At 54.6% G+C, this 11,665-nt stretch carries 12 protein-coding genes; 5 read left to right on the top strand and 7 right to left on the bottom strand.

Going from position 1 to position 11,665, the window contains the following annotated elements:
- Positions 1–2: 2 nt before the first annotated feature.
- Entirely contained in the window at positions 3–509 is a 507-nt protein-coding gene (locus tag VNX88_02315) for a DUF2062 domain-containing protein (protein HWY67466.1), read from the bottom strand.
- On the bottom strand, positions 506–868 hold the full coding sequence (locus VNX88_02310; GenBank protein ID HWY67465.1) for a hypothetical protein: 363 nt from the start codon (positions 866–868) through the stop codon (positions 506–508). The genes VNX88_02315 and VNX88_02310 overlap by 4 nt, the downstream gene beginning before the upstream one ends.
- Positions 869–926: 58 nt before the next feature.
- Here VNX88_02310 and VNX88_02305 point away from each other — a divergent pair, with 58 nt between their 5' ends.
- Positions 927–1,142 carry a hypothetical protein gene (locus VNX88_02305; GenBank protein HWY67464.1) on the top strand — a complete coding sequence of 72 codons (216 nt, stop codon included), beginning with the start codon at positions 927–929 and terminating at the stop codon, positions 1,140–1,142.
- Positions 1,143–1,463: 321 nt separating this feature from the next.
- Here the strand turns inward: VNX88_02305 and murI are convergent, their stop codons facing one another.
- The 4 genes from murI to VNX88_02285 are packed head-to-tail and all read right to left on the bottom strand — an operon-like array spanning position 1,464 to position 5,730.
- The gene (gene murI, locus VNX88_02300) at positions 1,464–2,264 is read right to left on the bottom strand and encodes a glutamate racemase (GenBank protein ID HWY67463.1); all 801 of its coding nucleotides are present in this window, start codon (positions 2,262–2,264) and stop codon (positions 1,464–1,466) included.
- Positions 2,261–2,851 (bottom strand): GerMN domain-containing protein, encoded by a 591-nt coding sequence (locus tag VNX88_02295; protein ID HWY67462.1) that lies wholly within the window; start codon positions 2,849–2,851, stop codon positions 2,261–2,263. The genes murI and VNX88_02295 overlap by 4 nt, the downstream gene beginning before the upstream one ends.
- A complete protein-coding gene (locus tag VNX88_02290) occupies positions 2,848–4,380 on the bottom strand; it encodes an N-acetylmuramoyl-L-alanine amidase (protein HWY67461.1) in 1,533 nt (510 codons plus the stop codon). The genes VNX88_02295 and VNX88_02290 overlap by 4 nt, the downstream gene beginning before the upstream one ends.
- A gap of 42 nt (positions 4,381–4,422) precedes the next feature.
- The gene (locus tag VNX88_02285) at positions 4,423–5,730 is read right to left on the bottom strand and encodes a DUF1015 domain-containing protein (GenBank protein ID HWY67460.1); all 1,308 of its coding nucleotides are present in this window, start codon (positions 5,728–5,730) and stop codon (positions 4,423–4,425) included.
- A gap of 233 nt (positions 5,731–5,963) precedes the next feature.
- Between VNX88_02285 and VNX88_02280 the strand changes: the two genes are divergently transcribed.
- From VNX88_02280 to VNX88_02265, 4 genes are all read left to right on the top strand, one after another.
- Complete coding sequence (locus tag VNX88_02280; protein HWY67459.1) at positions 5,964–7,073, top strand: VWA domain-containing protein; 1,110 nt, start codon at positions 5,964–5,966, stop codon at positions 7,071–7,073.
- Positions 7,057–8,241, top strand: a complete 1,185-nt coding sequence (locus VNX88_02275; GenBank protein HWY67458.1) for a VWA domain-containing protein — start codon at positions 7,057–7,059, stop codon at positions 8,239–8,241. Before VNX88_02280 ends, VNX88_02275 begins: the two co-directional genes overlap by 17 nt.
- Positions 8,242–8,336: 95 nt before the next feature.
- A complete protein-coding gene (gene cysK / locus VNX88_02270; protein ID HWY67457.1) occupies positions 8,337–9,284 on the top strand; it encodes a cysteine synthase A in 948 nt (315 codons plus the stop codon).
- Between the two features lie 276 nt (positions 9,285–9,560).
- Complete coding sequence (locus VNX88_02265; protein HWY67456.1) at positions 9,561–10,724, top strand: PLP-dependent aspartate aminotransferase family protein; 1,164 nt, start codon at positions 9,561–9,563, stop codon at positions 10,722–10,724.
- A gap of 304 nt (positions 10,725–11,028) precedes the next feature.
- Here VNX88_02265 and VNX88_02260 read toward each other — a convergent pair whose 3' ends face one another.
- Positions 11,029–11,367: a hypothetical protein gene (locus tag VNX88_02260; protein ID HWY67455.1), complete on the bottom strand. Its 339-nt coding sequence runs from the start codon at positions 11,365–11,367 to the stop codon at positions 11,029–11,031.
- Positions 11,368–11,665 lie beyond the last annotated feature (298 nt).

Below are 11,665 nucleotides of genomic sequence, written 5' to 3'. Positions count from 1 at the left end.
ACTCATGCACTCACCCCGGATGACTGCTTATGTTTCACCGCGCTGTCGCTGACGGCAGCGAGACGGCGCAGGGCGGGAGCAAGCACGAGATACAAAATCCAGATCGCAAGAGGGCCAACCAGGCACCACGCGATCATTGCATGCCAGCCGGAGACCCAGTAGGTCTTGGCGGTTTGCCAGGTGCTGCGTTTGATGGATTCAAAGATGATGGTCAACGACAACGACGCGTGCGGAGCGCGAAATAGTACTTCGCCGAAACGAATGAAGGGAATCAGCAACACCAGTTGCAGTGGATAGACGAGATAGTTCACCAATTGTATTGCGGGCAGGTTCAAGCGAAATAAGATCGCGGCGAGAGTGCAGAGAGCAGTGGTGCTGCCGATGAGGGGAAACACTCCGAGACAAATGCCGATGGCAAGACTCAGCGCGATCTTCTCCGGAGTAATGCCCTGGCGCAGCAAATCGACAATCGGCAAAATCAGTTTGCGGTAGAGAAAGATTTGCTTCATGCGTGGCGAGTAATCACATTGGCGACCGGTTCGTCAGATTGAGTCGGAACAACGGCATCAGCACGCAAGCCGACATGGCTATGTTGCCCAGTGCCATGACGAGCACGAACATAGGACGCGTGCGGCGTCGATAGCCGTTTGTAGCAGAGCCAGACGAAAAATGGGATGAGTCCAAAGTACGCGTCCCAAAGAGTCCCCATCGGCCAGGGATTGCTGGCGTATTGCGGTTGCCAAAGAGGGAAGTCCCAGAAACTTACCTGCATTTGCGTGCGGGTGGTCATTGCCACCATGAATACGAAGATGAACCGGTTTGGCGAAGAATATCGTGGAACCCTATGGCGCACAATGGCGTTGGTCACCACTGCTTAGCCAGACCATTCCCTAGTACACTCCGAACCACTCCAACCAAAAGCAGCCATGATGCAGTGCGAGGTCGAACAACTCGACGCTGTAGAGAATTGCATCAATGAGGCAACCTACGCGATTACGATCAGCTATCTGGGACGCCCGGCAGTCGCGGTCAATCTATGCAAGGTTCACATCCTCGATACTTGGCATTTGGCGCATCACGGTTCCGCAGCGCTCTACGGCAATGATGATCACGTAAAAAGAGTTGCCGTGAAGAAGCTGTGAGAAAGCCGTGTTGGGAATAAGCAGTGAGCTGCGAAACCGCAAAGACGTTTTGAGAGCCAAGCGAAGTCGTCATCGCACCAGAAGTTCCCTGATAGTTCCCTGTTATTTTTTTGCATCCCTCACTAAAAACCACTAAGTGGCTGGTGGCTGTTCGGCCTAGCGAGAAATCCACAGAACTCCCTGTTATTTCCCTGCCTTGAAGCAAAATTTGCAAGTTTCGGGCAGAATTCGACGATTTCCCCCTGAATTCGAAAATTTCCCCTGTTGTTTTCTCTGTTCTTCGATTTGGCAGTCTATTTTCAGCAGCCGATAGAGGCTTCTTTACTCCGGCAACGCTATCAATTTCACGTTGTCGATCGACGTGCCTAAGAAGCGGCTACCCAAGTGTCGAAACTTGTCCACAGAGTCGGTGGCGAAGAAGTGCACTTTCGGGATGCGGGACGACGAGGCAGCGGGGGACAGATGCTTCGCTGCGTCGTGAGCTGTAGACTGCGCCGAATCCACCAAGTGCACATCTGCCGGCAATACACGGCGCAGTAAAGGCTTGAGTAGCGGATAGTGTGTACATCCGAGTACCAGGACATCCGCGTGATTTCCATTGGTGTTTTGCTGCTCGTGCGTTAATTCATCCAAGTAGATTCTCGCAACTTGCTCCGTGACCGGATGATCGATCCAGCCTTCTTCTACGAGCGGCACAAGCAAAGGACATGCCTTCTCGACCGCCTGAATCCCCAGCTTCTGTAGCTCTTTCCGATACGCATGGCTTGCGACCGTGGCGGCCGTGCCGATTACGGAGACGTTCTTGCTGCGGGTGATCTGCGATGCGGCGCGCGCTCCCGGTTCAATCACGCCCAAGACCTCCACTGAAACCGCCGCACGAATCTCCTGCATCGCCAGCGCGCTGGCGGTATTGCACGCAATGACCAGATATTCGGCCCCGTGCTCCACTAGGAATTGAACGCTGGAGACGGCGTAGCGGGCGATCGTCGCCGCGGACTTAGAGCCGTAGGGAAGACGCGCGGTATCGCCAACGTACAAGTAGTCTGCCTGCGGAATCGCCGTAAGCAGTTCGCGTAAGACCGTGAGACCACCGACTCCCGAATCGAAGACGCCGATCTTCATTGCAGTTGTGCGACTACCTTATGGATCGCAGCCGTGCTGTATGTGCTTCGGATATCAGCGTGGCCGGCAAGCGTTTCACGCTCTTTGCCGTTGATCAGGATCTTCACCTGTTGCAATTGCGGAAGGTTGCTTGCCAATGTGTCGATAAGCGACATAACTGTGAAGTCTTCCACCATGACGCCGGAACGGTGTCCTTCGGCAAGTGCCTGGTTCAGGTCGACGACCGCAAGCTTCTGATTCACCATGAACACGCCGTTCACCGCCGATCCTTCGGCCAGCTCGTGTGGAGAAGGCTTGCTGAGGTAATAACCGATCAGCGCTTCAAGGACGCTCTTCGCGCGCGCGCTGGGCTCGGGTGGAACAATCGCCGAAATGTCGCGAGTGCGAAATACTCCGTCTTCATCGTAAGCAATCGTCAGCTTCAAAGTTTCGTTTGTACCGGCGACCGGCGCCGCCACAGGACGCTGATCAGAAGCGCGCCGAAGGTTTTCTTCAGTCCCCCGATGCAGCAGCAGGATGTATATGCCACTGCCGAATATCGCGACCAAGAGCAGCACTAGCGTGATCTGAACGTTACGCGGAATCACTGCATTCCTCCCGCGTTAGGCTTGCGTTCTGCTATCGCCTCGGCCAGGGCTCCGGCAAGTCGATCTTCGGGGATTTTTGCTCCTTTTGAGTCAGCAGGCACCTCTATAGCAATCGCAGGAGCGGCAATCGAATGCATAGGCTGCAGAAAGGCTGGCCGAACCTGCGCGTTCATCTTGCGCTTGTCCATGGCAGCGGCCGCAGCGGAAGCTAGCGAACTACTCTCAGCCGAGAAAGCTCCCTGCGCCGATTGCCATGGAAGAAATGTGTTTCGCTCTAACGGAGTTCCGGATGAGGCAGGAAGCACGGGAGTATAGATACGCAGCGTACCCCCGGGCTCCGCGTGGAGGCTGACGAAAACCGAGGGCCGAGCTAGATTTGCGGCTAGGACGCGCTGTTCCAGTGTCACATCCGAGTCAGAATCCCGGAGCATGCTCACTGCGATGTGTCGCGCCTGAAGCTCCTGGCGCAGTTTTCGCGCCAGTGAGAGTGTGATCTCTTTCTCCGGAAGATTCGGGGTAATTCGCGCTCCAGTGTCGCTTCCGCCATGTGCAGCGTCGATCACGACCACGAAGGCGGGTGTGGCGGGGCGTCGCGCTGGTGGAGGAACCGCGCTCGGAAGGACTGGTTCGCCTGCGCTTGGAGCTTGCACCGCCGCTTCCGGTGACTCTTGTGGTTGTTCTGTTGATGGCGACGATGCCGCAGCGGTCGCCGCTGGGGGGGCAGGAGCTGCACTGATGATGATGGTTCTGCCGTTCTCGGCGAACTTCGCGAGCAAGGGCGCGTTCCCATTGATCGTTAGAGTGGCGGCTCCGTTCTTTTCCTCGTACGCCGAGGAGCTGAACAGCTTGTCGTTCAGAGCTTCCTTTTCCGAAAACGAGACTACTGGGTCGCGTGTGAACGACAGAATGAGAGCATTCCCCTCCGAATGTATGTTCGGATTCACGGCTTCAGCGAAGTGGAGAGCCAGTATGCTGGGCTCTCCCTTGCGCAGCTCCGTCGATATGGCCGAGGCCGTTCCGCCAAGAAATAATCGTCGTGCAGACTCGTGGAAAGTTACATCCGTTCCCAATAGGGGAATAAGGACCGTACCAATGCCATGCAACGGCAGCAGCAGGCGATGATTTTCAACCCTTGCAGGAGCAGAGAGTGTGGTCTGTCGTCCCCGAACCTTGATTCCGGAGCTACCTTGCTCGATTTCCGCGTCAGCAAACTTGCCCGATGCCTTCGGATCAGGAAGACGAAGCTTCCATCTCTTGCCCTCAGGCTTCAGTTCTGGTGTTCCTAAAGGCTCGATGAGATCTAAAAGACCGACGTATTGCCGTCCATCAAAGCTAACGACTGGAATGCTGTAGCGCGCTCGCGGAGCGTATACGGAAAGCTTGTCGGACTCTGCGGCAGAGACAGGTCTCAGGAAGTAGAGACAGAGCAACAGGCAATAGCCGATCGGCGATAGACGAATTCGGGCTTTAGGAGCGCGAAGAACTTTAGAGACGGGCTTGGCAAAGCAAATTTGGAGGTCAAACTTCACTTGGTTTGCCTATCGCATGTTGCCAACTGCCCATTCTGGCGTTCAACATCCATTGTCGAGAGAATAAATCGTGAGTCCGCTGAGCAATTTCGGGTAAAAATCAGTCGACTTCTGTGGCAACACTTCGCCTGCGAAGGCGATTTCGCGCATCTGCTCCATAGAGACTGGGTTCATCAGGAACGCTACATTCACTTCGGCATCGTTCTTAACGGCACGAAACGCCTCGTCAGCACCGCGTAAATAGCGAAGATGCTGCTGATCGATAACCTGTTGGTGTGAGATCCCCAGCGTCTTTTCTAGCAGTAATGAGTGCAGATTGACGACATCGAGTTTCCGTTGCCGGGCAGAAAAATCGCCTGGGATCTGGATTTCGCTGCCAGTCTTCGCAGTCAGAAGGAAGCTTCCTTGTTTGGTTACTGCCACAAATGAGATCACATTCTTGCCAGATTCTGCGAGCGCGCTTACCGCCCGTGCGGAATCGAGAGCGCCAAGTTCGCGCACTTCGCACAGCTCCCTCGCCTTCTTCGCGAAGCTTGAAACATCGAAATTTGGCAATCCGAATACCACGCGATGCGTCGGTAGGATTACTAATCCGGGTGAATCCATGTTGACGAAGGTCATCATGACGCGATTTGCATTGTTTCTAAGGCATGTATTCGACGTATTCGCAGCTTCTTTGCGGAAATTCAGAGCGGTTTCGTAGCGATGATGACCATCCGCGATAATCAATTTTCTGTCCGCCATCTCCGTCTTCACAATATTCAGGGTTGCGGGATCGCCGATTCTGCGCAGCCGATGCAGCACTTTGTACTCGTCTGTGACCTCTTGCCATTCATGATTTCCGTCCTCAAACAGAAGCGAATCGATGGTTTGCGCGGGGTCGCTGTAGAGCATAAAGATTTGTCCGAAGTGCGCATGCGTGGCTCGTAGGAGGTTTAACCGGTCACTTTTGGGCTTAGCTAAAGTCTGTTCGTGACGAAAAACTACCTTTTCCGCGTAGTCGTACAGTGTTCCAGCAGCGATAAAACCCCTTCTTTCAACAGTCTCGGATGTCCCCGGTACGAGAAATCGCTGCGAATATGCGTACATTGAGGGCGAATCCTGCGCAAAAACACCGGCTTTTCGCCAGTTTTTGAGGCACTCAGCGGCTTCTGTATAGCGATTGTTGCGCTCAGTTTCCTCACCTTCAGGGCGTCCCAGGATAATTCTCACCAGGTTATAAGGGCTGGCCTGGTAATAGCGGTCCTGCATCTGCGGAGTAATTTTGTCGTAAGGCTGGGTGACAACGTCGGCTAAGCGCACCTTCTCGCGGTCGTAGCGTAAGGCAGGAAAGGCAGAAATCAGGGCCATGTCTCGGGGTCGGATGACCCTAAACTCCTCACTGGCATTTTGAACAGTCGAATTTTCGTTTGAACAGTGGAATTTTATCAGCAGGCCACTTCAGATCTGGCCAATTTCGGCGGAGAGTAATAGGTAACCATCCGCCGAAAAAAGTGATCTTATGTAATGAAAGCTGCTCACTGACCCGAGACAATTTGCCTTCGGGCCTATGGTAGTATCGCCTAAACAATAGGGGTTGACCTATGCCCGGGACCAGCGGGCCATCTGTTTCTGTTTCCCTGATCGGCAAGCGTTCGACGACTCCGCAGACATTCTCTGCGCTCGCATCAACCTGCAAAGTTACTTCCAGAATTTTCAGTCTCCTCGCGTTCGTCGCGATCTTTGCGGCTACAACATTTGCGCAAGGCACTGGCGATCTCACCGACGTTCACATCACCCCGCGCGCGAAGGCCGAACCGGCGAACGCAGTTGCGAGTCCAGACGTGAGCACGCCGTCGGTTGGACTAAAGACGACTAATCGGCAGTTCAAAGTCGATGTAAATCTAGTCCTTGTTCCCGTGACCGTTACTGATCCTATGAATCGTTTGGTTACGGGCCTCGAAAGGGACAACTTCCTACTATCGGAAGCCAATCAGGGACAGCAGATCCGCTCATTCTCCAGCGAGGACGCTCCACTTTCGCTGGGCGTGATCTTCGATCTCAGCGGGAGTATGGGCAATAAGATCGAGAAGAGTAAGCAGGCGGTGGTGGAGTTTTTCAAGACGGCGAATCCTGACGACGAGTTTTTTATGATCGGATTCGCGGACAAGCCTGAGCTCTTGGCCGATTTCACAAACTCTATCGAAGACATTCAGAGCCGGCTCGTGTTTGCAAATGCAAAGGGCAGGACCGCACTGCTCGATGCGATCTACATGGGCATGAAGAAGATGAAATCGGCGCATCACGAGAAGAAGGCGCTGCTCATCATCTCCGATGGTGGCGACAATCGCAGCCGCTACACCGACAGCGAGATTAAGTCCCTGGTCAAAGAAGCCGATGTTGGGGTCTATGCCATCGGATTATTTGACAATAGCGCTGCAACCCCGGAAGAGCGCTACGGACCCTATCTCCTCAATGAAATCTCCGATGTGACTGGCGGACGCATGTTCCGCGTGGACGATGTGAACGAACTGGCCGATGTCGCCACAAAGATTGGAGTAGAGCTGCGCAACCAATATGTGCTTGGTTACCGTCCAACAAATGCAGCTCGGGATGGCAAGTGGCGCAAGATAAAGGTTAAGCTAAATGCACCCAAGGGCCTGCCGCCACTCACTGTACATGCAAAAACCGGATACTATGCACCTACGGAATAAGCTGCCCCATGTGACAGCCCTGTTCCTGCTGGTTCTTTCTGCAGCGTTGGCGATTTCGCAGCAGAGCCAGACAGTTCAGCCCGCGACGGCCTCGCAAACCCAGGCTGCGCAACCGCAGTCCAACGCTCCGACCGGTGTGCACCGCGAGGGCACAGACAATGTCCTCGTCGACGCTGCGGGCGTTCCTTTGGAGGATCAGTCAGGCAAAACGCTGCCGCAGACTAACGCCGAAGCCGAGGCCGCTACGCCTCCGAATGTTGGAGGGCCCACGGTGAGTGTTCCCCCTCCCAAAAGTGGAGAAGTAACGAAGACAAAGAGCGGCGGATTCCTCATTCCTGTCATGGTGCAGGAGGTTGTGCTGCATGCCACCGTGGTTGATCAGCGGTCGCGACTTGTCACCAATCTGAACAAGAATGACTTTACCGTGTACGAAGACGGCCAGCCGCAGCAGATTACTCGCTTCACTCGTGAAGATATTCCAGTGTCGATCGGAATTCTGGTCGACAACTCCGGTTCCATGCGCGACAAGCGCCAGGCGGTCAACACAGCCGCCCTCGATTTAGTGAAGGGCAGCAATCCCGAGGATGAAGTATTCATCGTGAACTTCAGCGATGAAGCCATCATCGACACCGACCTCACCAGCGATATCGCGAAGATGCAGGAAGGCCTGCAGCAAGTTGATTCCCGAGGTGGAACTGCACTCTACGATGCCGTGGTCGCCTCCGCCGATTACCTGGTGAAAAAAGGACGTCGTGAAAAGAAGGTGCTGTTGGTGGTCACCGATGGTGAAGACAATGCCAGCACCGACACGCTCGAACAGGCCGTCCGGCGCGTGCAGGACGACAATGGGCCGGTAGTCTACACCATCGGAATTCTCGGTGGGGAGCGTGAGAAGCGTGCGAGGCGCGCGCTCGATTCACTAGCGCAGCACACCGGCGGCGTCTCCTTCTTTCCCAAAGATCTGGGTGAAGTCGATCAGATCGCGCGCGCAGTGGCCCGCGATATTCGCAATCAATACTCGATCTATTACCGTCCAAGCCGTCCCCAGGACCAGGGTGGATTTCGTCAGGTCAAGGTCGACGCACATGCGCCGGGCTACGGACGTCTGCAGGTCCGCACCCGCAGTGGCTACTACGCAGGCCAGCAGACACGCGCTTCCAAACAGTAGTTCAGTACCGTTCGCGGTAGCGAATGGGTGAGGTCTATCACCCATCCGCTACCGCAGACGGTACTGAACCATCAGTTGCGCTAACATGAAGCCAGATGAGCACCACTGAGGCCGTCCACCTGCGAGTAGCCGAAAGCATTACGGATCTCGTCGGCGAAACTCCCATGCTGCACCTCAGACGGATGATTCCGTCAGGCAGCGCCGAAGTCTACGCGAAACTCGAATACCTGAATCCCGGAGGTAGCGTGAAAGATCGTGCCGCGATTGGCATGATCTCGCGCGCCGAAAGCGAGGGAAAGCTGCGACCGGGCAGTACGATCATCGAAGCCACCGCCGGAAACACCGGTATTGGGCTCGCGCTCATCGGCGTGAACAAGGGATATCGCGTAATCGTCTGCGTGCCCGAGAAGTTCTCAGAAGAAAAGATGAAGGTGATGGCGGCGCTTGGTGCCGAGGTGATTCGCACACCAGATGCCGAAGGTATGCAGGGAGCGATCACGAAAGCACGCGAAATCGCCGCGAAGACACCCGATTCCTTCATTGCTCTCCAATTCGAAAATCAAGCGAATCCCGAGTTCCATTATGAAACAACGGCACAAGAGATCTACGATCAGATGCAGGGACAGATTGATGCAATCGTGATTGGCGTCGGCACCGGAGGAACTTTTTCCGGTGTTTCCCGGTTTCTGAAGGAGAAGAATCCCAGAATTCAAACCGTCGCAGTCGAGACGCAGGGATCGATCCTCCAAGGCAATCCTCCTGGTCCCCACAAAGTGGAAGGCATCGGTGTCAGCTTTATTCCCAAAACCTTCGACCGCAAGGTATGCGATGCCATCATCATGGTCTCCGACGATGACGCGTTCGCGACAGTACGCGAGCTCGCTCGAAAAGAAGGCGTCCTCGGCGGATCAAGCTCTGGTGCGAACGTTTTCGCCGCAATGCAGATTGCCAAACAACTCGGCAAAGGCAAACGCGTGGTGACCGTAATTCCTGACGCCGCCGAGCGATATCTATCAAAAAACATCTTCGACGGTGGAATTTGAAAACGGAGGCCATAGAGGAGAGTCAACGGCTAGAACACGGATTGAACGGATCTAACGGATTTGACGGATTACCAAGATTGGGTAATTTCGTAATCGAATGATCGCTGGATTGCGGGATCCCATCGCGAAATCGCGGGTTATAAAACGCGAAACAAAGAAAAATTCTTGTTTATCCGTCCGATCCGTTGAATCCGTTCAATCCGTGTTCTAGCCGTTGACTTTCCTCTGTGACCTCCGTGTCCTCCCGCGCCGTCTTGCCTGTTATCCTGAAATTCAATGAGCAAAGACCAGAATCCTAATCGCGGTTTCGCCACCCGCGCCATCCACGTTGGCCAGGAACCCGACCCTTCGACAGGCGCCGTTACCGTACCGATCTTCGCGACTTCTACTTACGTCCAGGAAGAGATCGGCAAGAACAAAGGATACGAGTACGCTCGCGTATCCAATCCGACGCGTACGCGGCTGGAAGAGAATCTCGCGGCACTTGAGGGCGGGACCTCCGCACATGTGTTTGCCAGCGGAATGGCCGCGATCACTGCAATGCTTACGATGATGAAATCCGGTGACCACATCGTCTGCGGCTCGAACGTTTATGGCGGTGTGCCGCGGCTTTTCAACCAAGTGCTGACTCACTATGGCTTGGAGTTCACGTATGTGGATACGTCAAATTCAAAAGCCGTAGAAAAAGCGATTCGGCGCAACACGAAACTTGTGCACATCGAGACGCCCACGAACCCGCTGATGACCGTTACGGATATCGCCGCGATTGCGAAGATCGCGCATGCCCACGGCGCGGAACTGTCAGTCGACAACACCTTCATGTCGCCATACTTCCAAAAGCCAATCCCGCTGGGCGCGGACATCGTGATGCATTCCACGACGAAGTTTCTTAACGGGCACAGCGATGGCCTAGGAGGTGTGCTCGTCTGCACCAAGCCGCAGCACAAAGAAACCTTTGCCTTCGTGCAGAAATGCACCGGAGGCATTTTGTCGCCATTCGAATGCTGGCTGGTCCTGCGCGGCGTGAAGACGCTCGCCGTGCGTATGGAACAGCACGACCGCAGCGGCAGGGAAGTGGCGGCGTTCCTGAATCGGCACAAGAAAGTGAAGGAGGTCTTCTATCCTGGATTGCCGGATCATCCGCAACACAAGCTAGCGAAAGAACAAATGTCCGGGTTTGGCGCAATGATCACCTTCGAGACCGGCTCGTTTCAGAACGCGCAGAAGATGCTCCGCAAAGTGCGGGTCTGCTCGCTTGGGGAATCACTTGGCGGCGTGGAGACGTTGATTTCTCATCCTGCGACCATGACGCACGCCGCCCTCGGAGAAAAAGGTCGAGCTGAAATCGGCTTGACCGACGGTATGGTGCGAATTTCGGTTGGAATCGAGGATGTGGAAGACATCATCACGGACCTGGATCAGGCGCTCGCGGCGATTTAGGCAAGCTCCTAAGCACCAGCTCTTGAGCTAAGAGCAAAACCAAAATCCGAACACGGATTGAACGGATCTAACGGATCGGACTGATTTGGTCGGAAAGTCGGAGTCACTGGATTTCTGTCCTACCAGTCTGACATCATCCGGCGAATCTGGTAGTCACAGGTTCGACTATTGGTTTATCCGTGCGATCCGTCACATCCGTCCAATCCGTGTTGGGCTTTTGATGTTGCCGTTTTGCTCATTAAGAGCGACGTTAAAAATCGAAGGCCCCCGCAGAGGCGGAGGCCCTTTATTCCCGTTGTGAGAATTATCCGCGCTTCTTATTGTTGTGTTTGTCTTTGTAGATCTCTTTCGACAGGTGGTTCTGCTGGCGATTGAGTTTTGCCCGATCGGCTGCCGTTAGCTTGCCACCATTTTCCTTGCGCATCTGACGCTCTTCCTTGTTCAGAGCGTGTTCCTGCTTCTCGAGGTGCTTGGCTTCGCCTTTCGTCAGCTCTCCGCTCTTCACACCTTCATGAATACGCGCCTGCTGGTTGTGCTTGCGATGCTGGATGGGGTGTGGCCCCTTGGTTGGAGTTGTGCTGTCGCCAAACGCTGTAGCGGTCAGCAGTCCTGTGATTGCGATTGCAATAAGTTTGTTTTTCATGGAATTTGTCGCTTCTTCCTCTCCTCTCGGTTTACCCGAGTGGCGCTTCCTTTGGGGGATACAGACACGCTAGTTATGCCAGAGTCGTGAGCCGATGGGTGGGAATGACTCAGCAAGGGCAATTACGAAGGTTCATGTCGGGAGCAGCACGAAAGAAAGCCTCCAAGCTGCTAAGCTTTTGAGCTTCTACACCAAAACCAAAATCGGAACACGGATTTGACGGATTTGGCGGATCTGACGGATGTGGGAGGGAATACTGGCTTACTCGCTACTCAGCATCCATTGAGATGGCACTCGA

It is taken from the genome of Terriglobales bacterium, from assembly GCA_035567895.1.
Taxonomy (GTDB): Bacteria; Acidobacteriota; Terriglobia; order Terriglobales; family Acidobacteriaceae; genus Gp1-AA112.
The sequence above is the reverse complement of the archived record's forward strand: the minus strand, read 5'-3'. Positions and strand labels throughout refer to the sequence as shown.

Coding starts and splice junctions, on each gene's coding strand:
- VNX88_02315 (HWY67466.1), bottom strand. CDS start 509: ATGAAGCAAATCTTTCTCTACCGCAAACTGATTTTGCCGATTGTCGAT.
- VNX88_02305 (HWY67464.1), top strand. CDS start 927: ATGATGCAGTGCGAGGTCGAACAACTCGACGCTGTAGAGAATTGCATC.
- murI (HWY67463.1), bottom strand. CDS start 2,264: ATGAAGATCGGCGTCTTCGATTCGGGAGTCGGTGGTCTCACGGTCTTA.
- VNX88_02285 (HWY67460.1), bottom strand. CDS start 5,730: ATGGCCCTGATTTCTGCCTTTCCTGCCTTACGCTACGACCGCGAGAAG.
- VNX88_02280 (HWY67459.1), top strand. CDS start 5,964: ATGCCCGGGACCAGCGGGCCATCTGTTTCTGTTTCCCTGATCGGCAAG.
- VNX88_02275 (HWY67458.1), top strand. CDS start 7,057: ATGCACCTACGGAATAAGCTGCCCCATGTGACAGCCCTGTTCCTGCTG.
- cysK (HWY67457.1), top strand. CDS start 8,337: ATGAGCACCACTGAGGCCGTCCACCTGCGAGTAGCCGAAAGCATTACG.
- VNX88_02265 (HWY67456.1), top strand. CDS start 9,561: ATGAGCAAAGACCAGAATCCTAATCGCGGTTTCGCCACCCGCGCCATC.
- VNX88_02260 (HWY67455.1), bottom strand. CDS start 11,367: ATGAAAAACAAACTTATTGCAATCGCAATCACAGGACTGCTGACCGCT.